The sequence below is a fragment of the Psychrobacillus sp. FSL K6-1464 genome, from assembly GCF_038003145.1.
GTDB lineage: Bacteria > Bacillota > Bacilli > Bacillales_A > Planococcaceae > Psychrobacillus > Psychrobacillus psychrotolerans.
The window spans coordinates 1,911,491-1,932,629 of sequence record NZ_JBBOOP010000001.1 but is presented as its reverse complement, the minus strand read 5'-3'; the positions used below and the strand labels follow the sequence as shown (position 1 = coordinate 1,932,629).

Annotated in this window: 32 protein-coding genes; 27 read left to right on the top strand and 5 right to left on the bottom strand. The window is 33.3% G+C overall.

Annotation, left to right across the window (positions count from 1 at the left end; all coding sequences use genetic code 11):
- Nucleotides 1-84: 84 nt before the first annotated feature.
- From MKX39_RS09560 to MKX39_RS09515, 10 genes are all read left to right on the top strand, one after another.
- Nucleotides 85-639: a hypothetical protein gene (locus MKX39_RS09560; RefSeq protein WP_340769353.1), complete on the top strand. Its 555-nt coding sequence runs from the start codon at nucleotides 85-87 to the stop codon at nucleotides 637-639.
- Nucleotides 640-760: 121 nt separating this feature from the next.
- Entirely contained in the window at nucleotides 761-1,330 is a 570-nt protein-coding gene (locus tag MKX39_RS09555) for a histidine phosphatase family protein (protein WP_340769352.1), read from the top strand.
- Between the two features lie 120 nt (nucleotides 1,331-1,450).
- Entirely contained in the window at nucleotides 1,451-1,858 is a 408-nt protein-coding gene (locus MKX39_RS09550) for a DUF4181 domain-containing protein (protein ID WP_340769351.1), read from the top strand.
- Between the two features lie 902 nt (nucleotides 1,859-2,760).
- Complete coding sequence (locus tag MKX39_RS09545; protein WP_340769350.1) at nucleotides 2,761-2,892, top strand: hypothetical protein; 132 nt, start codon at nucleotides 2,761-2,763, stop codon at nucleotides 2,890-2,892.
- Nucleotides 2,893-2,987: 95 nt separating this feature from the next.
- Nucleotides 2,988-3,218 carry an ATP-dependent Lon protease gene (locus MKX39_RS09540; RefSeq protein WP_340769349.1) on the top strand — a complete coding sequence of 77 codons (231 nt, stop codon included), beginning with the start codon at nucleotides 2,988-2,990 and terminating at the stop codon, nucleotides 3,216-3,218.
- Between the two features lie 171 nt (nucleotides 3,219-3,389).
- Nucleotides 3,390-3,755 (top strand): hypothetical protein, encoded by a 366-nt coding sequence (locus tag MKX39_RS09535; RefSeq protein WP_340769348.1) that lies wholly within the window; start codon nucleotides 3,390-3,392, stop codon nucleotides 3,753-3,755.
- A 178-nt stretch (nucleotides 3,756-3,933) separates the two neighbouring features.
- A complete protein-coding gene (locus MKX39_RS09530) occupies nucleotides 3,934-4,374 on the top strand; it encodes a terpene synthase (RefSeq protein ID WP_340769346.1) in 441 nt (146 codons plus the stop codon).
- Nucleotides 4,375-4,817: 443 nt separating this feature from the next.
- Nucleotides 4,818-5,174, top strand: coding sequence for a hypothetical protein (locus MKX39_RS09525; RefSeq protein ID WP_340769345.1), 357 nt, complete (start codon nucleotides 4,818-4,820; stop codon nucleotides 5,172-5,174).
- 157 nt (nucleotides 5,175-5,331) lie between these two features.
- The gene (locus MKX39_RS09520; RefSeq protein WP_340769344.1) at nucleotides 5,332-5,526 is read left to right on the top strand and encodes a hypothetical protein; all 195 of its coding nucleotides are present in this window, start codon (nucleotides 5,332-5,334) and stop codon (nucleotides 5,524-5,526) included.
- Between the two features lie 237 nt (nucleotides 5,527-5,763).
- On the top strand, nucleotides 5,764-6,279 hold the full coding sequence (locus MKX39_RS09515; RefSeq protein ID WP_340769343.1) for a hypothetical protein: 516 nt from the start codon (nucleotides 5,764-5,766) through the stop codon (nucleotides 6,277-6,279).
- A gap of 733 nt (nucleotides 6,280-7,012) precedes the next feature.
- Here MKX39_RS09515 and MKX39_RS09510 read toward each other — a convergent pair.
- A complete protein-coding gene (locus MKX39_RS09510; protein ID WP_445678044.1) occupies nucleotides 7,013-7,270 on the bottom strand; it encodes a tyrosine-type recombinase/integrase in 258 nt (85 codons plus the stop codon).
- A gap of 548 nt (nucleotides 7,271-7,818) precedes the next feature.
- On the opposite strand from MKX39_RS09510, the gene MKX39_RS09505 reads away from it, so the two are divergent.
- The 3 genes from MKX39_RS09505 (at nucleotide 7,819) to MKX39_RS09495 (ending at nucleotide 9,258) form a co-directional block, all read left to right on the top strand.
- Nucleotides 7,819-8,130: a hypothetical protein gene (locus MKX39_RS09505; RefSeq protein ID WP_340769340.1), complete on the top strand. Its 312-nt coding sequence runs from the start codon at nucleotides 7,819-7,821 to the stop codon at nucleotides 8,128-8,130.
- Between the two features lie 170 nt (nucleotides 8,131-8,300).
- Nucleotides 8,301-8,555 (top strand): hypothetical protein, encoded by a 255-nt coding sequence (locus tag MKX39_RS09500; RefSeq protein WP_340769339.1) that lies wholly within the window; start codon nucleotides 8,301-8,303, stop codon nucleotides 8,553-8,555.
- A 127-nt stretch (nucleotides 8,556-8,682) separates the two neighbouring features.
- The gene (locus MKX39_RS09495) at nucleotides 8,683-9,258 is read left to right on the top strand and encodes a hypothetical protein (protein ID WP_340769338.1); all 576 of its coding nucleotides are present in this window, start codon (nucleotides 8,683-8,685) and stop codon (nucleotides 9,256-9,258) included.
- Between the two features lie 192 nt (nucleotides 9,259-9,450).
- Here the strand turns inward: MKX39_RS09495 and MKX39_RS09490 are convergent, their stop codons facing one another.
- The gene (locus MKX39_RS09490) at nucleotides 9,451-9,669 is read right to left on the bottom strand and encodes a hypothetical protein (RefSeq protein WP_340769336.1); all 219 of its coding nucleotides are present in this window, start codon (nucleotides 9,667-9,669) and stop codon (nucleotides 9,451-9,453) included.
- Between the two features lie 458 nt (nucleotides 9,670-10,127).
- Between MKX39_RS09490 and MKX39_RS09485 the strand changes: the two genes are divergently transcribed.
- From MKX39_RS09485 to MKX39_RS09465, 5 genes are all read left to right on the top strand, one after another.
- On the top strand, nucleotides 10,128-10,592 hold the full coding sequence (locus tag MKX39_RS09485) for an SAM-dependent methyltransferase (protein WP_340771394.1): 465 nt from the start codon (nucleotides 10,128-10,130) through the stop codon (nucleotides 10,590-10,592).
- 44 nt (nucleotides 10,593-10,636) lie between these two features.
- Nucleotides 10,637-11,086: a GNAT family N-acetyltransferase gene (locus MKX39_RS09480; protein ID WP_340769335.1), complete on the top strand. Its 450-nt coding sequence runs from the start codon at nucleotides 10,637-10,639 to the stop codon at nucleotides 11,084-11,086.
- Nucleotides 11,087-11,155: 69 nt separating this feature from the next.
- Nucleotides 11,156-11,632 (top strand): GNAT family N-acetyltransferase, encoded by a 477-nt coding sequence (locus MKX39_RS09475; RefSeq protein ID WP_340769334.1) that lies wholly within the window; start codon nucleotides 11,156-11,158, stop codon nucleotides 11,630-11,632.
- Nucleotides 11,633-11,864: 232 nt separating this feature from the next.
- Nucleotides 11,865-12,362 carry a DinB family protein gene (locus MKX39_RS09470; RefSeq protein WP_340769333.1) on the top strand — a complete coding sequence of 166 codons (498 nt, stop codon included), beginning with the start codon at nucleotides 11,865-11,867 and terminating at the stop codon, nucleotides 12,360-12,362.
- Nucleotides 12,363-12,636: 274 nt separating this feature from the next.
- Entirely contained in the window at nucleotides 12,637-13,353 is a 717-nt protein-coding gene (locus tag MKX39_RS09465) for a nucleotidyltransferase domain-containing protein (RefSeq protein WP_340762368.1), read from the top strand.
- 117 nt (nucleotides 13,354-13,470) lie between these two features.
- Here MKX39_RS09465 and MKX39_RS09460 read toward each other — a convergent pair whose 3' ends face one another.
- Nucleotides 13,471-14,694, bottom strand: coding sequence for an IS110 family transposase (locus tag MKX39_RS09460; RefSeq protein ID WP_340769332.1), 1,224 nt, complete (start codon nucleotides 14,692-14,694; stop codon nucleotides 13,471-13,473).
- A 625-nt stretch (nucleotides 14,695-15,319) separates the two neighbouring features.
- Here MKX39_RS09460 and MKX39_RS09455 point away from each other — a divergent pair.
- From MKX39_RS09455 to MKX39_RS09430, 6 genes are all read left to right on the top strand, one after another.
- Nucleotides 15,320-15,574 (top strand): hypothetical protein, encoded by a 255-nt coding sequence (locus tag MKX39_RS09455; RefSeq protein WP_340769330.1) that lies wholly within the window; start codon nucleotides 15,320-15,322, stop codon nucleotides 15,572-15,574.
- 283 nt (nucleotides 15,575-15,857) lie between these two features.
- Entirely contained in the window at nucleotides 15,858-16,448 is a 591-nt protein-coding gene (locus tag MKX39_RS09450; RefSeq protein ID WP_340769329.1) for a sigma-70 family RNA polymerase sigma factor, read from the top strand.
- Nucleotides 16,441-17,181, top strand: coding sequence for a polyphosphate kinase (locus MKX39_RS09445; RefSeq protein ID WP_340769328.1), 741 nt, complete (start codon nucleotides 16,441-16,443; stop codon nucleotides 17,179-17,181). Before MKX39_RS09450 ends, MKX39_RS09445 begins: the two co-directional genes overlap by 8 nt.
- A 150-nt stretch (nucleotides 17,182-17,331) precedes the next feature.
- Nucleotides 17,332-17,616 (top strand): 3-isopropylmalate dehydrogenase, encoded by a 285-nt coding sequence (locus MKX39_RS09440; protein ID WP_340769327.1) that lies wholly within the window; start codon nucleotides 17,332-17,334, stop codon nucleotides 17,614-17,616.
- A 165-nt stretch (nucleotides 17,617-17,781) separates the two neighbouring features.
- Nucleotides 17,782-17,955, top strand: a complete 174-nt coding sequence (locus tag MKX39_RS09435; RefSeq protein WP_340769326.1) for a hypothetical protein — start codon at nucleotides 17,782-17,784, stop codon at nucleotides 17,953-17,955.
- Nucleotides 17,934-18,335 carry a GNAT family N-acetyltransferase gene (locus MKX39_RS09430; protein ID WP_340769325.1) on the top strand — a complete coding sequence of 134 codons (402 nt, stop codon included), beginning with the start codon at nucleotides 17,934-17,936 and terminating at the stop codon, nucleotides 18,333-18,335. The genes MKX39_RS09435 and MKX39_RS09430 overlap by 22 nt, the downstream gene beginning before the upstream one ends.
- 238 nt (nucleotides 18,336-18,573) lie before the next feature.
- Here MKX39_RS09430 and MKX39_RS09425 read toward each other — a convergent pair whose 3' ends face one another.
- Nucleotides 18,574-18,834 carry a hypothetical protein gene (locus MKX39_RS09425; protein WP_340769324.1) on the bottom strand — a complete coding sequence of 87 codons (261 nt, stop codon included), beginning with the start codon at nucleotides 18,832-18,834 and terminating at the stop codon, nucleotides 18,574-18,576.
- Between the two features lie 148 nt (nucleotides 18,835-18,982).
- Nucleotides 18,983-19,810 carry an SDR family oxidoreductase gene (locus MKX39_RS09420; protein ID WP_340769323.1) on the bottom strand — a complete coding sequence of 276 codons (828 nt, stop codon included), beginning with the start codon at nucleotides 19,808-19,810 and terminating at the stop codon, nucleotides 18,983-18,985.
- Nucleotides 19,811-19,909: 99 nt separating this feature from the next.
- Here MKX39_RS09420 and MKX39_RS09415 point away from each other — a divergent pair, with 99 nt between their 5' ends.
- The 3 genes from MKX39_RS09415 to MKX39_RS09405 all read left to right on the top strand — a co-directional run bounded on the left by MKX39_RS09415 (nucleotide 19,910) and on the right by MKX39_RS09405 (nucleotide 21,109).
- Complete coding sequence (locus MKX39_RS09415; RefSeq protein ID WP_340762361.1) at nucleotides 19,910-20,419, top strand: TetR family transcriptional regulator; 510 nt, start codon at nucleotides 19,910-19,912, stop codon at nucleotides 20,417-20,419.
- Nucleotides 20,420-20,457: 38 nt separating this feature from the next.
- Nucleotides 20,458-20,757 carry a hypothetical protein gene (locus MKX39_RS09410; RefSeq protein WP_340769321.1) on the top strand — a complete coding sequence of 100 codons (300 nt, stop codon included), beginning with the start codon at nucleotides 20,458-20,460 and terminating at the stop codon, nucleotides 20,755-20,757.
- Nucleotides 20,758-20,863: 106 nt separating this feature from the next.
- Nucleotides 20,864-21,109 carry a hypothetical protein gene (locus MKX39_RS09405; RefSeq protein WP_340769320.1) on the top strand — a complete coding sequence of 82 codons (246 nt, stop codon included), beginning with the start codon at nucleotides 20,864-20,866 and terminating at the stop codon, nucleotides 21,107-21,109.
- Nucleotides 21,110-21,139 lie beyond the last annotated feature (30 nt).

The following is a 21,139-nucleotide window of genomic DNA, read 5'->3' as shown; positions in this document are numbered from 1 at the left end:
AGACGTGGGACAAATAATAACACCCTTAGTTTTTTCATCCTTCTACCGAATAATATAGATATAAAGACGGAAGGAGGCGATAGTATGACAGAAAAACAATCCCTACGCACCATCTTTATTATTTGGGCAATGCTTGTGGGACTTTGCATCCCGTTTGTGGTATTTTTCTTGCCACTAGTGATATCTACCGTTTTGTATGAGCAAGAGCAAAACATTGCCTTATTCATTCCAGCGGTAAATTTTTGGGTCACTGCATTTGGATTGGCACTACTCCTAACGGGTCTATTGTTGCTCGCATGGAAACGAAACAAGATTATGTACGCGGTTTTCGGGTCCTTATTGGCTGCATCTCTTATTTCTTTATATGCTTCTTCGCTCAGTTACACAGCTATCCAAGAAGATCAAATGGTGCTCCAGAAGTTTAACAAGACACATATCTATCCGTGGGAAGACATGGAGAAAGTAGAGTATGTATATGTATATGGGGTTAATGGAACTTATTATTTTACCGCGAAAAATGGAGATAAATGGAGTTTAGCTGAAAATTTCTTGCTAGATACAACAGCGCAATCGAGGTTCTATAGTAGATTGAGGACGTATGAAGTGGAATTGATTGAAGAAGAAATAGTAGAGGATTAGTTCTATTCAAAAATTTTTAGCAAATGAATATATGGAGATTGCATAATATATTTAATACGAAATTCGAACAGAATTTTAAAAAGTTTATGTTTGAAAACGAGTTTAATTAAAGGAGCTTGCTATGGAGATTTCATTAATTAGGCATGGTAAATCACTATGGACCGAAAATGATAGAATCACTTTTGCAGAATTTAAGAATTGGGTTGAAAAGTATGACTTTAACGGTGTAACTGAAGAATCAACATTCCCTCAAATCACTATTGAAAAAGTAGCAGTTGCAAAGGTTGTAGTGACCAGTGATTTAAAAAGGTCTATTGACTCAGCATGCTTATTAAATCCAGCATCCAAAACAATTTCGGATCCTTTATTTCGAGAAACAGAATTACCTGCTCATCCGACAATATTATTTAATCTGAAATTAAAGCCAAATAACTGGGCGGTAATTTTAAGGATATTATGGTTTTGTGGCTATTCTAAGGAATGCGAATCTTATAGTAAGGCGAAATTGAGAGCAACCATGGCTTCACAACAACTAATAAATTACGCCAATGAACATGAATCAATAGTATTAGTTGGTCATGTTTTTTTTAATATGTTAATCGCAAAGGAATTGCAGAAAATGGGTTGGAAAGGCACAAGAACAACCGGTGTAAAAAATTGGAATTGTACTACCTATTCCTTGTTAACCTAGAGAGGCGAGCATTGCTATATTAAGTGAGTCGTGTTTTTCTATGGGATCCGTTTCTTCAAGCAGGAGTAAAGACTTTTTCTCCTCAAAAAAGCCTTAGATAAATAGAATAGGAGGATTTTAGTGTCCTGGATAAAATTATGTTTAATTTTAATAATTGTTTTTGTCCTTATTTCAATAGTTAAGCTATTTCTGAGGAACCTACTCCAAATTGAGAAAGTGAAAAAGGAGTTTTTTTCATTTAATTACATAAACAAGTCACATCGAAAAATTGATAAAGGTTTAAGAATTTTTTCTGCAGTTACTTTAATCACTCTCTCTTATGTGCTGTTGTTTTATTATGAAGATTTAATATCCCTTTTATTAATTCCCTTAATTGTTTTTATGGTACTGGATTATATAGTAATAGCGTTTTTTGAATGGAAATATACAGAACATCCCAAAGAATCTATTTTGACTATATCGGAAATGTTTCTAATTTTAATAGCAGTAATAGTTGTTTTTGAATTTAAATTACTCGTTCCCTATTAAATTAAGGGTTGGATAAAATGTGAGAGGAAATTGAAACTTAAAAGTACATGTATTTCAGGAATTGAAGATAAGAATAGGAGGTATTGGTAATCGATCCTGTTTATCTTCTTTTTTGTCTTTATTATTTCTAATGGGGAGATTCCTAAAAATGTTGGATAATCTGTATGTTACAAACATGCTTTTTACATTTGGCTATGTTAAAGGTAAAGGTTGATTTTTAGAAAAAGCATTATGAATTTTACCTACTTCTAAAAGTTTACTAACGCGGCAGTTTAGTTGAATAAGAAGGTTTTTTTACGATTGTGTTGAATAAGTTTATATATGTAAATGAGAGAGGTTCTTACTGGGGGTAGCACTTTTCTCGAAAGTAATGATATAGAAGAATTTAATAAGATGGAATAATTGAGGTGAAGATTGTGTCTAATTTATTGATTGTAATAGGAATTGTTCTTTGTATATCGCAATTTTTCTTAGCTAGACAAAATAAGGTGAAAACGTCAGTATTTCTAGCTATTTTATTCAGTATTATTGTATTTTTGATGATTTTATTTGAACTTGTTGTTCTAAAATTATTTTTAATCGTGTGCGTTATCATACTATGGGTTTTATCTATTTGGGCTATTACAAAAAAAGAAAAAGTAATATTCTTATTAAGCTAACGGGTGTTTTACTTCAAAAAGGAGTAAAGCCTTTTTTCTTATTGAACTAAAGCAGCAGTTTAGTTTAATAAGCAAAATATTTTTATGATGAGTTTAAACGGAATCTTTAATAAATGTAACCACATTTCATTTCAAACGTATTCAAGTAAAGAAGCAGTTTAGTTCCTCGGAGGGATAGCTATTAAAAGTTTATTAATATCTTTGATGTATTGGCTTATTGGTGTACTTATAGCTGTATTTATTGTGAGTTTATGGAAAAACGGAGAAGTAGAATGGGGACGTTTTGTTGGTTTGCCTATAGGTGGTCTAATTGGCACAGTTATATTAGGAATAATGAAAGGTTTTAAAAATAAAGAAAATGAAAGAGTCAATTGAATTTGTTTTCTTATTTAAGTAACGGGCTTTAGTTAAAAATTGTTGAGCTGATGGATCTTTGTGGAATATAGGTAGGCAGATTAAGGGGGAGTTTTGTGAAATTATTGTTATCCATTCTATTAGCTGGTCTTTTAGGTATCTTGGTTCTCTTCGGTTATATTGGAATCTATATAATATGTATAATTATTGTCGGAGTCATTTTCAGGTCCTTTATTTTAATTAATGAGATTCATAAACAAGTAGTACCAGCCAATAGCAATGACAGGGTGAAAGAGGCGTACGGAAGATATATAAAAGAGAGAGACGAAAAAGAAATGGAAAATTAATGTGCGACTTTTATCTACTAACGGGTGCTTTGGTGAAAATCATGGGTTGCTTAGGCAACTCTTTTTTCTTATTGAACTAGCGAAGCAGGTTAGTTGAAAAGTGTTATTTACCACGTGTTCAACAATCTGTATTTTGTGTATGAAATTCGAGTCGACAGGAAAGGTGATGGATTGAGTCTGATTCAAGTTATATATGTAGTACTTATATGGACAATACCTAGTCTGGGTTCTTGGTATTCCTTCAGAAAAATGGAGAAAGAGAAACAGATAGAGCTTATAAAAGAGTGGAGAAATCCTTTATCTATTTTAGGTATTATACCTAGTTTTATTGGTTTGCTGGTATATCTTACAGGATCTGTTGCAGCATCTGACATAAAAGTCTTACGTGATTTGGGAATCGCTTTAGCACTATTTGGTTGGTTTGTAATTTGGGTAGTAGTTCTGATAAAAGGAGAGGAAAATACTTTTAAGTGTATTGCTATGATATTAATAGGGATTTCCGTACTAATTGCTTATATCTATCTGTTTTCTTACTAAACTAAGGGTTGCTTTACTTCAAGAAGGAGTAAAACCTTATTGATCTAAAGAAGCAGGTTAGTTCAATAAGAAAATGTTTGTTTTTTATAGTTTCAGAAGGGCAATTTGTTTAAACTGAAGAATATGTACAGATATATTGCTGCAGGTCATAAATTCATATTTGGATAGGTGAAAAAAAATGATTTCAATCGATAGAAAACTAAGATTACGAGATTTAGAAGTTTTTCGTTTCTTTAAAGACAATAAAATGCTGGCTTATGTCATTATTGAAGATACTAGAGGACCCTTTACAGAAGAAGATAAAAAGCTAGAGCCACTCTGTTTTTTAGATGACGAAGATATAAATGTAATTGTTAATGTATTTAGAATTTATCTCCTTTCAGATGAACCTTTAGAAAAAGAAGATTCGAATATGTTAAGACAGTTTTTTGGAGAATTAGTTGACATTAGTTCTGTTACAAACTATATTACTCAAGAATTTATACATAAAGACTTATATGAACATGTGGATGATTCTTGGGATATTAAAACTTATCAAAGAATGTTAGATATAGTTGGTTCAAAGTATAAAATCCAATCAATTGATGAAAAAAATTGGTTAAATTTATCTCAAGAATAATGTCAATTTAGTTGAAGCATGGGTTGGCTTAGGCAACTCTTTTTTCTATTGAACTAACGCCGCAGTTTAGTTCAACAGTGTTGTATAATAAATGGATATCTTTAGTTTGAAAATCACATGTTGGTACAGGGAGGATTGTATGTAAAGTTTTAGCACTTTTAAAGACAAGCGTTACTGGATTCTTTTGATTACAGCTATAATTATCTTCGTCCTGTTCGCTGTTTTTACCCCGGATTATATCCTTGAAAAACCTTACTTTGCACCATTTACAATGCTTATAGGTGTAGCTATATTCTGGTCGACATATCATCTTTGGAAGTATTTTGGTGAAAAAGAAGAGAAATAATACTGGATGACAGTTGCGATTTGCAACTTGTTTGTTCAACTAACGGGTGCTTTGGTTTAAGATGAGGGTTAACGAGTTTAAAGGAGTGGACTTTAGCGTGAAACTGATTTGTCAAACCTGTAAATTAGAAATTACTAAGGAAGTAAAAGAGCTGGAAGATATCGGTTTATTAAATGAAAATGACCGTCAAGATTATATTCCAGAAGGATTTTTTATGATTGGCGATGGGGAATATACAATAAAACCAAAAGATTTTATCATTATTAACCTTAAAGATATAAAAAATTCAGGTTATCATCCTGATTTAAGAAGGCAACAAGGATGTTGTGGTTCTGATGGTTCGAATGGTATGAACCGAATTTGTTCAAATAATCATGAGATTGGCATTGAAATATCAGATTGTTGGTTGCCTCACCTGGTTGCATTAAATCCAGAAACAGTTAAATTTATTTGAATATTTTAGAGGATATATAATATTATCTTGTTGAACTAACGAGGTGCTTTACTTCAAGAAGGAGGTAAAGCATTTTTTCTTATTGTACTAACGCCGCAGGTTAGTTGAATATCAAAAGCCTGCAATAGAGATAGAAAACTAGAAATGGGTGATAAACATGAAAACAAAAACATTACCGTTAAAAGTCGGACTCGTTCTCTTGAGTATCTTTCAAGTCTATACAATCATGACTAGATGGGGCGAGGACACGCGAGGAACAATCATTGCCAGCGTAATTCTAGTAGGCTGTATATTATTACTGATGACAGACGTGTTTTTTAGTAGAGATAATAGAAATAATCACGCACAATAAAAGTAGGCCCTTCACATTTTATAAAATGTACACTAGGTTGTACTTCAATTAACTGGTGCTTTACTTCAAGAAGGAGTAAAGTCTTTTTTCTTATTGAACTAAAGCAGGAGGCAGTTGAACAAATTACCACAAGATTTATTGAAACGAAAACTACGAAATTCTGTCTAATTATAAAAGGGTGACGATATTAAAAAACTTAGCCTAATTTTGTCTTTAATATTTTTATCAATAGGGTTATTGGGCTGTCAACAAAGTGGTAAAAAGGAGGAACTCAACAACGAAATTACTAAAAATGTAACCGATTCTACTAATCAAAATATGCCAAAAGTTATGCCAAGTGATTTTGATTTTTCTATTCAGTTCGGTGTACAAAAAAAGAATGAAATTAATACTTTCGAAGGAACAGTGACTAAGGATTTAATAGCAGATGGTACTGCAACCACAGAGTTAATCTTAACAGAAGAAGAAATGAAAGATATTTATGAGGAAATGCAAGAAATTAATATAGCCGAAACGAAGGGATTTACACCTGAACCTATAAACGGAACGGTTTGTATGCAAGAACCTTACGAAGAAGATGAGTGGAAAATTATTATCAACGGTGAAACGTTAAAACTTTCAATTTCAGGGAAACACTGCGAACCAACGAACGATGGAAAACAACTAATTGAGTTGAGAAATTATGTCTTTAATATAATTAAAAGCAAGGGTGAATATAAATCACTGCCAGAGTCCAATGGAGGGTACCAATAGTTATTCAACTAACGGGTGGTTTACTTCAAGATGAGTAAAGCTTTTTACTTATTGTACTAACGGTGCGGGTTAGTTGAATAAGGATAGTTATGAATTACTAGGGGAAATACACCTATAATTTAGGGAGATGTAAATTAATAGAAGTTTAGCTCTCTTATTGCTTGTTTTCAGTATTTAAATTTGTGGGTTAGTAATGGAAAAGTTTATGTTATATCGAAATGTAAATATTTGCGAAAATGGAGGTTGAAAAATGAAAACACTCAAAAAGCTAATTTTTTTTATTATTACTTACAACATAATATTTTCATTATTCTTAAACTTACAGTACATTTACAGATTTAATAAAGTGGATGATATCTCTTCATCAATTATGTATGCTTTAATTTTCTCGCTTTATTTCACTATAATTCCTTTAGCTTGTTTCTGCATTAGTTGGTTTATTTCATATAAATTTCTTATTCAGAAATTACAAATTAACTCTGTATTAAACCAAGTCTTAATTCTTCTAATTACTGTAATTTTATCCTATATGTTCACGGAAATAATGGTCCATGACTTTTTTGTTTCATTAATGACAGTGATAAGTACTATTTTAACTTTATCTCTACTTTTCTATATATTTAGAAAAGATGGTAGTGCCTCGATTAAAACTACGTGAAGAGTTACTTGAAAGGAAAATGGATAATATATCAGTGGTTGTAGGAAAAATTGTAAACTTTCACTAACGGGTGCTTTACTTCAGAAAGAGTAAACCCATTTTTTCTATTGAACTAAAGAAAGAAGCAACATGCCTTGCTCTTACAAAGATGGCTGTATTATGGTTATTACGGCTTTCTAAATAGCGTTTAAGGCATATGTCACAACGTGTATTAAAATAAACTTCCCTTTCCTTATTGCCCTTCCCTCTCACGATCGCAGATTGATTGGACCAGTAAATATGGTTCTTTTCTAACGATACTATTTCTCCAATTCGACAACCTGTAGAAAACATGTATTCAAATATCGCTTTTTCCATAGCAGAATGACAGGATTCACGAAGGTGTTCAATCTCCCTTTCGATTAAGTACTTGGTATCCACTTCCCTAGGTTCTTTAATCTTGGAAGTTGGATTCCTCCCTTAGAAACCTTCTCATGGGACCAACGAAAAAATCACTTCAAAAAGCGGATACGATGTGCAAGACTGGCCATTTTTAAATGCTTGCCGGATATAGCGAGATATTCCTTCAGTTGATTTGTATCTAGCAATTTCATTTCTACATCCTTAAAATAACCTATTAGTAGCAAAGACTGTAACCGGTAGGCCTTCAACGTTTGTGGCGAAAATCCCTCTATTCGCTTATCCGCTTCAAACGAAGCCCATGCTTTTGATAGTTAAATTCCATTCCCCCTAAAATATTAATATTAAAAGGATTATTGGCAACTTAATAGAATTATAGACATAGGGCGTGTTTTGACTAACGCAACAGTTTAGTTGAATAAGGTGTTAGGATTCCTACATTGGTTTATTTGAAAATACAACACAAAGTGAGGTAAATCCTATTGAAGAAAAAATGGCTTATAAATGTTTTTGCTTTGATAATTTTTTTAGGAGTAATAATATATTTTAATTATCAAAACTATCGGTTAGGTGAGAGAGAAGAGAGAGAAGAACTTCTAGCTGCTGTCGTATTTGATTTAGTTGAAATTGAATCAATTTCTAAAGAAGATGTCAAAGAAATAAAGGTTTTTCGTCAAGATGCGGGAGTTTATCCGTTCTACTATAATATTTCTGTGAAGTTAAATAATGGTAAAGAATTAAGTTATGAATGGGCAAATAAAGAAAAAAGCAGCTTAGTAGTTTCAGTTTATTGAAAAGTAGAGGAGTAATAGTAATGCGAAATTTAGAGCATTGTACATAAATTTAAGAGGTGCTTTAGTGAAAATTAGGCTGTGTTTGTCATAGTCTGTTCTTACTGTGCTAAAGTCGCAGTTTAGTGCAATAAGATGTTGGATATTACACTAAATTAAAAAGGGGATATACGATGAAGAACTTGGGAATAATTTTAATCTTTTTAGGTGCTATTCTTATGGGTTTAAGTGGTTTAGAAAAGGTGCTTATTTTTACATCATTTACAGGTGGAGTTCATCAAATGCAGGCTATTATTGATTTAACACCATCATATATTTGGAGTATAACGAATATTACATTTGGATTTGGACTTATTTCTATTATTATTGGCGTAGTTTTATTTTTAAAAGAGTTTAAAACCCAAAATACTAAAAAATTCTTTGAGTAACTAAAATCATCTTAAAGTAACGGGTGCTTTTGTTAAGTGGCTAGCTTGTAAAGGTAGCTTTTTCTTATTAAACTAACGCCGCAGTTCAGTTAAATTATTGGATTAAATTATTAGGGGGAGTTTACAGATGAAAAAATGGAAATTTGTAATACCATTGTTAATTGTATTCACATTTATATTTTTTATAAGTGGGTGTAGGTTTACGGCGTTAAGTGCTGCCAAAAGTAATGATTTTCTTTCGAAAGATGCAGAGTTGATAGAACAATATGATACAGATTCATCTGTTATATTTTTATTTAAGAGCGATGAAGCAGAGATATACCAAACCGTAGTATCTGAAAAGTCAGGTGTGCTTTTCCGCAGTAGGGCATCAACTAACATTCCGTATAGTTCTGATAAAATTCAAACAGTTGGAGGTATTAGCATAACCACTGGTAATGATGCGGCTACCTTATTGAGTGTAATCTCATACGATGAAGAAGTCGCATATATAGATGCTGGTATTGAGCCTAATATAGAAAGAAAAGAGATACAGAATGGAGAACGTATTTCTTTCTTGTATCCATTTAGTGAACAATTAGACTTTCTTTACCCAACTGCATTTAATAAAGACGGAAAAAAGCTTTATTATTACGGATACCCAAAAGATACAAATGTATCTAACACTGAAGATTTGAAGTGGCATAAAATCGAAGGGCAATAATAAATTTCGGTCGTCGAATATTAAACTAACGGGTGCTTTACTTCAAGAAGGGGTAAAGCCTTTTTTCTTATTAACTAACGACGCAGTTTAGTTAAACAAAAAAAAATAGTCTTTGATATAGTAATTAAGGCATAAAAAACGCTGAGATTTTCATCTTGGCGTTTTTTACTGCCGCATTTTAAGCTAACTGTTTTAGGTATAACTATTAATAAGCTTCCCTACACCAAGAGCAATTGAAAGAATTAGTAGTAGTGAAAGAACTAAAGCCCAAATGTTTCCTTCCCCAAACAAAGCAACTAATCCAACGTCAAATGAAGGGACACCTAATGCACTTAGCAATGGTAATGCGAAAGCAGTTGCAAGAACACCCATTACAAAAATTAATATCAATGTATTTTTCCTCTTGCTCAAGAAATTCACCTCCCCATACAACTATATTAGCATAAAAACCGAAATTACCTGACTATTATAAAAACTTAAGTAGGGATACCCATTGTGAAATGTTACACTTAAACTAACGCAGCAGGTTAGTTCAATAAGCCATATAGATTTTACTTATTATAAATGGAAAATTTATATAAAAGCGTATTTTTGTTGGTACTTTTGATAGTTACTCTAGTAGTTCAATTAATTTATACGTATTTTAAGTGGAAAAGTGAAAGACAAACGGTAACTCTTAAAAACATGTGAATATGGGGGTGTTTCTGTATCTAAATAGAGACATCTAGGAGAGTTCAATATTCAATAAGATAAAATTATGGATATGTATAATTAATCTATATTTTCTTTTGGGGATAATGCTTGGTACGATAAAGATGAAAACGAAACCATATATCGTGATGCATTATCTATAGGAGGGGATGAAACAAATGCCATATTCTATCAAACCAATTGCTTTTGTAAATAATACTAGAAAAGATATCTTGGATGATAATTGGGGTTCAGTCATATCAACGATTGAACTTGAGGAAAATATAAATGAAGCTTCATTAAAAGGGATTAATGAATTCTCACATTTAGAAATCGTTTTTTTATTTAATAAAGTCTCAGATGATAAAATTCAGTATGAAGCAAGACACCCAAGAAACAATAAAGATTATCCAGAGGTTGGAATATTTGCTCAGAGAGGGAAAAATAGACCAAATAAATTAGGGGTAACTATTGTAGAACTTATTGAACAAAAACAGCGAATATTAATAGTTAAGGGATTAGATGCATTAGACGGAACTCCGATTATCGACATTAAGCCAGTAATGAAAGAATTTCTACCAAAAGATGAAGTAAGCCAACCCGAATGGTCAATCTCTTTGATGAAAAATTATTGGAAGGATTAGAAGTAACTATTTCATAAACTCTGTAATAGAAATGAGGGGTTCCCTTGATTGAAATAATTGATATTAGTAATAGAAAAAACGCAGCAGATGTTTTAAACATTCAAATACCATCATATAAGGTAGAGGCAGAAATAATTGGTTCATATGAAATACCACCATTAAAGGATACGGTTCATACTTTGCAACATTGCGGAGAGACATTTTTTGGTTATTATGAAAATGAAATACTATGCGGAGTAATATCTATAAAAGTAGATGATGAGGAAGTTGATATACATAGGTTAATCGTACATCCAAACCATTTTAGAAAAGGAATTGCACAGTTGCTTTTAAATTTTATTGTAACTAAGTTCGAGGTTGAAACAATAAAAGTAGCAACGGCTTCTAAAAATACTCCTGCAGTTAGTTTTTATAAAAAGAATGGATTTCAAAATATTAAAGAGTTAATAGTAAATGAACAACTATCCTTAACCTTTTTTGAAAAGAAATTATAATTATCTTCTTGAAGTAACGGGTGCTTTAGTAAAACAAGATATCTTTAAAAAATTCTGAGGAGGCATAGCATGAAACAATATAAAATCAGAATTACTCCGTATAGCTCCAAATACGCAGAACAAACAGTGGATATGTGGCGAGATAGTAAGGAACAGGCTATTTGCCAAAAAGAAATTCACGACTTTGAAAGTCACGTATATTTTTTAAGTCATATATTACCTGAACAGTTTCAAATAGATTTAGCGTTAATTGATGAAGAAGTTGTTGGAATGATTGCCTATAACGATAGCGAGATAAGCCAACTATATATTCATATAGGGTATCAAGGAATCGGTATAGGTCGGACATTACTAGATAAAGCAAAAGCACAATCAAGTGGGAAATTAACATTGTACACATTTGAAGTAAATGAAAAAGCACAACGGTTTTATGAAAACCATGGGTTTAAAATCATAAGTAGAGGACATGAAAATGAAGAAATTTTACCAGATATTAAATATGAATGGATATCAAAAAATGATGTTATTGATAAAACTGAAAAATAATAAGTCATCATAATAAAAGTAATTAAATGAATTTTTAACGTGAGATTGTGAATAAGTGTACTTAAACTAACGGGTGCTTTACTTCAAGAAGGAGTAAAGCCTTTTTTCTTATTGAACTAAAGCAGCAGGTTAGTAGTAGAAAGTATTTGTCATCATTAATGCTATAATTATTTATAAATATAAAAAAACGAAAATTTCAGATTTCATTTATTTATTACAAAGGAGTATTTAAATGAGTGACAATAAAATGCTTATTACTTTCAAAAGTGATCTTTACAATTATTCATTGGAACAGCTAAGGTATATCTCGGAAGAAGGGGTTTGGTCTATTGGACAGATGTATGACCATTTAATTGTTGTTGCCCAAGAGTATCTTGATAATATGGAAACATGTGCTTCATTAAATGAGGAACAACCCCTTGGGAAAACCCAGTTTGGTGAGCAATTATATAGGAACGGCGGGTTTCCACCTATTAAAATAAGATTACCAGATGAACTAAATTCTCCACCAAATAATTCAGACAGCAAGGAAGACCTAATTAGCAGGATGGATCAGTTAATTCAAAGATTGAGTCAATGGGAATCGAAAGTGGATTATATTAACCCAAATAATAAAGTTGAACATGGAGGGTTCGGTTGGCTGAATGCTAGGGAATGGTATGATTTGGTTGGAATGCATTCTCGTCATCACTTGCGTCAAAAAGATGAGTTGGAAAGGTATATATTATAGGTGAAAATTACATCATAAATTGGGTGCTCTTCTTCAACTAACGGGTGCTTTAGTTAAACAAGTGGCTGCCTGTAATGGTAGCCTTTTCTTATTAAACTAACGCGGCAGGTTAGTTCAATAAGATATTGATTGTCCACATTATCATAGTTATATAATTAGAGGAATGCAGGAAAGGTAGGAGATTAATACGGCGATTTTAAGAGCTGGGTATGGTCTAGACCATACTGGATTTATTGAAAGCGATGTAAGCATAGATAATATTGATAATGATTACGTGCCTTGCATTCGAGATTCTGTCGAAAGTCTTAGAAATTCATTTCAAGATCAATTGCACAGTGTTTATTTGTACGGCAGCGTAGCCAGAGGTGAAGCGGTTGTTTTAAAATCAGATTTAGACCTCATTGCTATGTTTGATGGCAAATTGAGTTCCGTTAAGTTAGCGAATTTAAAGAAACTTGCTGGAGAACTGTCTCAAAAGTATCGATCTCTGGTTCGTGAAGTTGGAATAGTTGTTGCATATTACGACTATACGGTTTCCCCCTCAAATTATTACGAAAATGCCTTTCTTAAAGAACTCTGTGTTTGTGTCTACGGAGAGGATTTAAGAGACCGATTTGGTCCGTATAAACTTACATCCGAGATAGCCATTCGCTTCAATGGTGATATTTGTGAGGCTCTTACTCGGACGTTAAAAAGGTTAGAAACAGCTTCTGACGAAGACTTTAAAAAGTTTTCACAAGGTTTCGCTCGCAAACTCATTCGAACATACTATTCAATGGTGATGGTGCGTTCTCAGATTTGGTCGACACGACTTCACGAGCAATCTGAAGTCTTTATCCACCACTTCCCGGATAAAGAATCTATTATTCGAACCCTGCTAAATTGGATAGATGAACCACCGACGGACCGCGAAGCTGTATATGAATTGTTTAAGATCGAGGGTGAGTGGGCTAGTGTGAACTTTACACATGAAGCCAATATTTCATCTTAAACTCCCATGAAAATTAAAATCTTCGATTTAGAGAAAAAGGCAATACGAAATCTGACGCAGCTCAATAATTTTTTAAAAAAGTGCGGCGCCTAAATGTGAATTAAATTGTGGGTCGGACTAGGAGGCATTTGGTTCAGTGATTGTCACGTTGTAACCTAAGTTTTCAAGTCTTCGAACAGAATATCGTACAATCGATTGTTCTTTTTGTTTGTCAAAGTAATCTTCCCCTAAGTCTACGTACATTTCTTTGCGAGTTAGGAGATAATAGCTGATTCTTAAAATGGCATGAGCCACTGATATCCCTGCACGCTTTTTACCCTTTCTTGATGCAGTACGCCTATACAAGGCTCCCAAGTAGGTCTTGGATCCTCTAACAGAATGAGCTGCTTCAATTAACGCCGATTTCAAGTACTTGTTTCCTTTTTTCATGTTGGTTGATTTCCTCTTGCCCGCACTTTCATTATGTCCAGGTACTAATCCTGCCCAGGAACATAAGTGCGCTGAACTGGGAAATTGCTTCTCCACATCTGTACCGACTTCGGCTAAGATTTGTTCAGCCATTCGAGTGGCGATGCCAGGAATGGAATCCAATCGTTCTATATCTTTTTGATGGGAGGATAACCTAGTAGCCACCTCTTCGTTTAATAGCTCAATCCGCTCAGTTAGAAATTCTATATGGACCAGAATGGTTTTTAACATGAGACGTTGATGTGGATTGATATACCCTCGAAGAGCTAGTTCTAGTTCACTCTTTTTCTTCTTCATTGATCGGCGGGCAAAGCTAGCTAATTTCTCAGGATCATTTTCGCCATCGGCGATAGCACGAAGCATATCAAGCGATGAAACACCCATGATGTCGGAGACAACGGAACCGAGTTTGATATTCGCTCCTTCTAAAACCTTTTGAATCCGATTATGTTGTCTCGCACGCTCTTCAATAATACTTCGACGGTATCGAACTAACTCTCGCAATTCCCGCTGATTTCGGTCTGGAATAAAACTTGCTTTAAGTAGACCATGACGAAGAAGTTTGGCAATCCATTCGGCATCCTTTACATCGGTCTTACGACCTGGTACTGCTTTCATATGTTGAGCGTTCACTACTAAAAACTCAATGCTCTCGGCTTCTAGCAAGTTAACAATAGGCTTCCAAAATACACCTGTACTTTCCATTGCTACGTGAGTACAACCATGCTCCTTAATCCAGTCAATTAACTGTAATAGAAATACAGTTTTAGTGGAAAACGTTTGAATCTCCTTTCCTTTTGGCGTAATAATACAAGCAGTAATGGAATCCTTATGGACATCCATCCCACAAGCACGTTCAATGATTACTTCCATTGTAATCATCCTTTCTACGGCAAATAGTATTGGAGGCTGGTGCAATAACCAGAGTAGGATTAATCTCCCATGAGTGCTTCCCGTAAGGGAGCGACAGTCTGTGATGCACCGTGGTCGTTGGAGTCAGACTAACGGATGGGCTCTATGGCACCATAGTTCATCGACCTTCCTCTCCCAGCCGTAGTATCCTATACCCAGGTTTTCACATTTTCATTCTCTGTGGTGTAGCGCTGATTTTGCGCTACATGGATGGCTAACGGGTGCATTAATGGAAGATTGAGATATCGAAATAGTTATGGCTTAGTTCTCACTCAAGGAGAACTAAGCCATTTTATGCGTCTAAAATAAAGCTAATTGATATGTTAATTTCGATGATTATTTACATATAAATATACTGCTAATTCTAATGTTATTTTGAATGTTTGTACCATTGAACTGAACGGGTTATTAGACAACTACCGGATGCTTTACTTCAAGAAAGGGTAAAGCCTTTTTCTTATTGAACTAACGCGGCAGGTTAATTGAATAAGTAGGTATTTTTAGAAGGTTGTAGAAGCAGTTATTGTAAGGGGAATTATTTAAGAAGATTAATAAGAGTAAATTGTAATGAGAAAAGGGGATTCAAATGAATTTAAAGCATTTTCTTTCTGGTGCTTCAGTAGCGTTTGCGGTTATTCTGTTTAGAATAATTGATGAATATGTAATCGACATTACTACGTTGTTAGGAGCATTTATGGTAGCTATTTTTTCAGGGGTTGTTGTCAAAGCTATTCAATCCATACCAACATTAGATAGAGAACTAAAAAAACCTACGTATTTGACTTTATGGATAATAGCTTTTGTCTGTTTAATAGGTTCTTATCATTTCTTCGATTTATAATTATAGAACTCAGGATGTAGTCTTTATATAACTAATGGGTGCTTTAGTAAAATAAATGAGCTTTTTGAACATACTCTGCTCATTTTTTTATTTATATTAAAATCAACCTTTATCTTTAGCGTATCCTTACATTTTAAAGTATTTCTGGTTATTCGTTTCCCCAACCTTCCGCTTAATCGAATATATATTTTAGTTTCCTGGATTTAATTAATTATTGAAAAAACTCAATATATTCATGATTACTATCGTCTTATATATAGAGAGATGGAAAGGGGAGATTTTGTTGGATAGTAAGGAGATATTACCGATTCATTTCAATTCTTACGGACTAGATGGCCTAGATGTGCTAAAAGCTAATCCGATTAAGGCTGTAGAAATTATCATGAATACATACGGTAACGATGTTAAAAAATTTGTTTATACCTACTTACATAATGAAGCGGATACAGATGATGTAACGCAAGAAGTCTTTGTGACTGTATATTTGAAACTAAGTACATATAAAGGTAAATCATCACTTAAAAGCTGGATTTACTCAATTGCTGCGAATAAGTGTAAAGATCATTTGAGAGGTCATCGTTTACGTCAAAGTAAATTAATCGAGAGAATTACTAGGCATTCAATATCCTCAAAATTATATGAAGTACCAGAAGAGTACCTACAAAGCACTATCAAGGAAGGACTCTTTGAGAAAGTAATGGAATTGCCTATTAAATATAGAGAAGTCGTTATTCTTTATTACTTCAAAGAATTATCTATCAAAGAGATGAGCTTCATATTAAACGAGAAGGAACCGACATTACAATCACGTTTGTCTCGATCAAGAAGTAAATTAAGAGAATTAATAAATGAAGGGGGTATCATTCTTGGATAAACATTTAAAAGAATTTAATTTTGAAGAAAAAATAAACACTACATTTACAGAAGAGAATAAAAAAAGAGTATTAGGAAAAATCGATGAAATAGAAAAGAAACGCAAAAAGAAAAACAGCTATTTTGCGAACGGTCTTACATTAGCATTCTCGGTTGGATTATTAATCTTCGGATTTAATTTTGTCTCTAATAATATAGAAGGTACAAAAGAAAATGCTGCTGATTCTAATACAGAAAGTGAATTAATTTTGAATCAAAATGGAAAAGAACCAACGGAGGTTATAGCAACTGAAGATGACGAGAAGGAAAAAGAAGAATTAGAAGTTGGTGCATACTTTGATTATTTTTGGTATCCTGAGAAACTTAATACGCATGAGGATTATGATTATTCCGACTCAAACTATAATCTCTATGTCGCTCACCTAAGAGCTGCACTTATTACAGATAATGCTATATTTCTACCAGGTCGTATGGATTATTCTACCTATAAGAGATATTTAGATAGTATACTATTTTATTTAAATGAAATTGTTCCTGGCGAAGAAAAAATAGAGGAATTTCAAATGGCTGTTCAATTAGCTGAGCAAGCTATTGACAATGAGGTAGAAAAAGGAGATCCAATTTTAGATGACTTGCATATGATTCTACACGAGTTAGATGAATATTATAATGCAGAGGCATTTCAAGATCATATAACAAGTGAGAATGGCATCATAATTGATTTTAAAGAGTAAATTGTTTCCTTAGAAACTGCTATGATTTTTGAATGTACTGATGTACTATCTAATAGATTAATTAACTGAAATTTCCTTGTCTTTCGAGTGCTTTACTCCTAGAGATTTCTAGTTTTTATCGGTAAAATATGTTTGTCAAAGGGGCATTCTATGGATATCTTTCTTATAATACTTATGTATTTTTTTATCATTATTTCAAATGTTATTGGGTTTATATATTACAGAAAAAAGAAAAGTCTATATTTTGCTGCCTTTATAATATTGTTATTAGCAGTTTTATTTGGGACAATCGGTGGGGCATTAGCGGTATTTATTATTCGTGATGCTTTTGCAATATTTTATGGTTTCCAACTAGGACAATATCTAATAGTAAACAGTATTATTGTTTTTCTTATTGCCATTTTAGTAACTGCGATAAAGAAATTTAGGAACTGAAAAGGTAACGTGAAAAGTCCCTATCAAAAACGAAACTTTTGATTACTATATCTGTACTTTATAAAACGAGGGAGTCACTTTTATGAGGACTAACCGGAAGTAAGTAATTAAAAATGCCAGTAGAAATAACAGCAGACAAACAAAGAAATGAAGTGGAGAGAGCACATGAATAATTTAAACCTGTTACTAGTTAAGCACAATCAGATGGAAAGTGAACGTCTCTTATTACGTCCAATTACGCTCAATGATGCTGAAGATATGTTGAATATACATCTGATGAAGAAGCTACACGTTTTATTTATGAACAACATAAAGATTTGGAGCAAACAAAAAATTTAATTGCAAATTATTTTGTGAAAGAGCCTATCGGTAAATATGCTATTGTACTGAGAGAAAGCAACAAATTGGTAGGCGCTATCGAGTTTAGGGTGGATGATTGGAACAAAAGTGGAGACCTAGGCTTTACATTAAATAGGCATTACTGGGGTAAAGGCTACATGACAGAAGCGGGGAAACTAATACTAAGTTTAGCTTTTAATGTAATGGGGCTAGAGCGTGTATTTTCTGCACATGAGGTTAAGAATAGTGCTTCTGGAAAAGTATTGGATCGTTTAGGTATGAAATGTGAGGGTATCCTTCGTAAAAACCAAATGATCAAAGGGCAACTAGTAGATAGTGTACATTATTCTATCTTAAAAGAAGAATATTTGGATTCCTAAAAAAGAAACAATGAATTAGAAAGTATGTAAACATGGATTTTTGAACCATATGGGAATACATTAAAAGTTTAAGAGATTTTACGTAGAATGAGCTTTATTTAAAAAATACGAAGGGGAACGTTGCTCAAACGTTTCTTTTTTTGTCTATGGCGGGTACTGGAAGCATTAAAAAAAGCACTATTCACTAAAAGTGAATAGTGCTCTCATTGGTGCCAACATCAGGCGTTTGAGCTAATGTTTAGTCGTTCGCATCATCAACCGAATCGTTTACAGAACCTTCATCCTGTGTTTCTGGCTCTTCATTTTCTTCTACGTCCTCTATTTTTTCTTCCTCATTATTTGCTTCATTTTCAATGCCTGTATCATTTTCTCCATCATCTTCTAACATTGGGTCATTTACTTCAATATCTTGTATTTCCGTATCCTCGTCATCTCCACAAGCACCAAGTATTAATAAAGATGATAAAGCTAATGGTAAAGCAATCATTTTTCTTTTCATGTTTTCTTCCTCCAGTATATATTTAAGATTTGTAGGCTTAGTTTATATGTACCTCTATTTACTAGATTTAAACTTATGAGTTTTCTAACAACAAAAAAAAGTAGATAGAATAAATCAGTCTCTATCTACTTTCAAATATAATTTTTGATTAATCTTGGTTTTTTAACCCTTGAACGCGATTTAAATTAGCGATAGTGCCACCATCAACGCGTAAGTCAATACCTGTAATGTATGAAGCGGAATCGCTAAGTAAGAACTCAACAGCTGTAGCAATTTCAGATGCTTCACCTTCACGTCGTAAAGGCGTAATCTCCAGCATCATTTTCATCTGCTCTTGTTGGGAAGCTTCTTGGCGACCCATAGGCGTATTTATCGTACCTGGTGAAATGGATGTAATTCGAGCACCTTTCTCCCCCCAAGCCCAGGCTTGGTCTTCTACAATTAGAAGCACTCCTAATTTAGAAAGACTATATGATGCACCTGAGTCGCCTTGGGAAAACTGTTCCATTGTTTCAATTACATTATCAGCCAACGGATTTTTTAAGATTTCTGTATAAGGTCCTTGTCGAGGAGCCATGTGTCCACTCATAGAGGAGATACAAACAACTGAAGTACCTAAAGTTGCTAGTGGAAGAAATGCATCTAATATAATTCCTGTACCTACTAAATTCACCTCTGTAATGCGTTTAGAATCTGCCATTGTAGGTGATAGACCAGCAGTGTGAACAAGACCTTTCAACGTACCTAACTGAGAAGCTTTTTTGGCTAAGAGAGCAACATTTTCTTTTGAGGTGATATCAACTGTTTGATAGTGTACATCAGTAATACCTTTAGCTGCCAGTTCTTCTTTCGTTAGGATCAATCGTTCTTCCGACACATCTGCTAATAATAGAGTTCCTTTATTACCGACTAGTTCAGCAGTTGCTTTACCCATTCCACCTGAACCACCTGTAATTACATAAACGTTTTTTGTCATGTTTACTTCCTCCTATGCTTGTTATACCATTATTGTAAACGCATTCGTCCATGAAGTAACAAGACAGTTTCACTCAAAATGTCCAGAGGGGTGTCACAATTGAAAATAGGCAAAGAAACGATCATTGAAGCATTTTTACAGTTGTTACACAAAAAAAGCTTTGAAGAGTTGTCAGTAAAAGAAATTATTCAAAAGGCTGGTTTTTCTCGCTCTACATTTTATCTGCACTTTGCAGATAAATATGAGCTGATGGAGGATGTAAGGCGCACCTTGAATGGACATTTCCTATCATTTTATGAAATGGAATTCAACCAATGGGGTAAACCAATGACTCTTCACTTATGCGAACATATTTTTGAATATCGTTCGTTTTATGAATTAGAATTCTCAGATACGAACGCTATTCAAAAACTGTCCAATAGATTGGCGGCTCATTTACTACTTGTATTCGAAGATCAGGATTATGCCATATTTGCCAGTTATGGAACGATTGGATATTTAACAATTTGGGTAAAAAATTCTTTTCAGATGAGTCCAGCTGAAGCGGCTGAGAAGTTATTGAAAATTGGTTTTACCAATTGGACGAAAAAAATAGGATATGAGATTTAACGTGTAATAAGAATCATCAGCAACGACAGGAGATAAAGATGAGAACATTACTGGAGTTAATCCGAATTATTTTTCTGTTTTTTATTGTAGTTGGCATAATCACCTTTGTAATAAATTCAATTTACTTGAAAATAGGAATTACTGCAGAAAAATATGCTGGTTTCGTTTTTATTGCCGCTTTTGTTTTATTTTTTGTTCTTTATAGAAATAAGTGGCAATTTAGTGGTTGGTATAAAGGGAAAGGGAGACAAAAACTCCCGAAGAAACTATCAAAATACCTTATTTTAAGTGCAATATTTTTACTGTTATTACCACCGGTATTAAATCTTTTCCCATAATTACTGCAGAACTAAACTTTTACGCCTTTCGATTATTACTTGATGAATCTGTATAAACTCTTTGTACAGATTGATACTAAGTAAGAAAACAAAAAGGAGAGATACAATGGCTGTTTGTCCTCTATGTAACTCATTAAAAGTATTAAATATCGATTGCCCTACATGCAATTCTCCGCTAGAGAACTCAGGAAAAGTATCTGATTTTTTAGATCCGTATGGTCATTATAATGACGAGGAGACCGTAAAAATGGGGGATGGCTATTCAAATACAGCCAAAGATCAAATATGTCCACATTTAATGGTATGTCCAACTTGTGAGTATAATGTAGTAAAGTTCATACAAGAGGAGTAGTAGTCATTTATAAACGACGAAAAACTCAAG

Excerpts from the sequence above, each read along its gene's own strand:
- MKX39_RS09460 (WP_340769332.1), bottom strand. The coding sequence starts at position 14,694 with ATGGAAGTAATCATTGAACGTGCTTGTGGGATGGATGTCCATAAGGAT.
- MKX39_RS09560 (WP_340769353.1), top strand. The coding sequence starts at position 85 with ATGACAGAAAAACAATCCCTACGCACCATCTTTATTATTTGGGCAATG.
- MKX39_RS09455 (WP_340769330.1), top strand. The coding sequence starts at position 15,320 with ATGAATTTAAAGCATTTTCTTTCTGGTGCTTCAGTAGCGTTTGCGGTT.
- MKX39_RS09425 (WP_340769324.1), bottom strand. The coding sequence starts at position 18,834 with ATGAAAAGAAAAATGATTGCTTTACCATTAGCTTTATCATCTTTATTA.
- MKX39_RS09495 (WP_340769338.1), top strand. The coding sequence starts at position 8,683 with ATGAAAAAATGGAAATTTGTAATACCATTGTTAATTGTATTCACATTT.
- MKX39_RS09510 (WP_445678044.1), bottom strand. The coding sequence starts at position 7,270 with ATGTTTTCTACAGGTTGTCGAATTGGAGAAATAGTATCGTTAGAAAAG.
- MKX39_RS09405 (WP_340769320.1), top strand. The coding sequence starts at position 20,864 with ATGGCTGTTTGTCCTCTATGTAACTCATTAAAAGTATTAAATATCGAT.
- MKX39_RS09500 (WP_340769339.1), top strand. The coding sequence starts at position 8,301 with ATGAAGAACTTGGGAATAATTTTAATCTTTTTAGGTGCTATTCTTATG.
- MKX39_RS09470 (WP_340769333.1), top strand. The coding sequence starts at position 11,865 with ATGAGTGACAATAAAATGCTTATTACTTTCAAAAGTGATCTTTACAAT.
- MKX39_RS09520 (WP_340769344.1), top strand. The coding sequence starts at position 5,332 with ATGAAAACAAAAACATTACCGTTAAAAGTCGGACTCGTTCTCTTGAGT.
- MKX39_RS09555 (WP_340769352.1), top strand. The coding sequence starts at position 761 with ATGGAGATTTCATTAATTAGGCATGGTAAATCACTATGGACCGAAAAT.
- MKX39_RS09410 (WP_340769321.1), top strand. The coding sequence starts at position 20,458 with ATGAGAACATTACTGGAGTTAATCCGAATTATTTTTCTGTTTTTTATT.
- MKX39_RS09440 (WP_340769327.1), top strand. The coding sequence starts at position 17,332 with ATGGATATCTTTCTTATAATACTTATGTATTTTTTTATCATTATTTCA.
- MKX39_RS09420 (WP_340769323.1), bottom strand. The coding sequence starts at position 19,810 with ATGACAAAAAACGTTTATGTAATTACAGGTGGTTCAGGTGGAATGGGT.
- MKX39_RS09475 (WP_340769334.1), top strand. The coding sequence starts at position 11,156 with ATGAAACAATATAAAATCAGAATTACTCCGTATAGCTCCAAATACGCA.
- MKX39_RS09530 (WP_340769346.1), top strand. The coding sequence starts at position 3,934 with ATGATTTCAATCGATAGAAAACTAAGATTACGAGATTTAGAAGTTTTT.
- MKX39_RS09485 (WP_340771394.1), top strand. The coding sequence starts at position 10,128 with ATGCCATATTCTATCAAACCAATTGCTTTTGTAAATAATACTAGAAAA.
- MKX39_RS09435 (WP_340769326.1), top strand. The coding sequence starts at position 17,782 with ATGAATAATTTAAACCTGTTACTAGTTAAGCACAATCAGATGGAAAGT.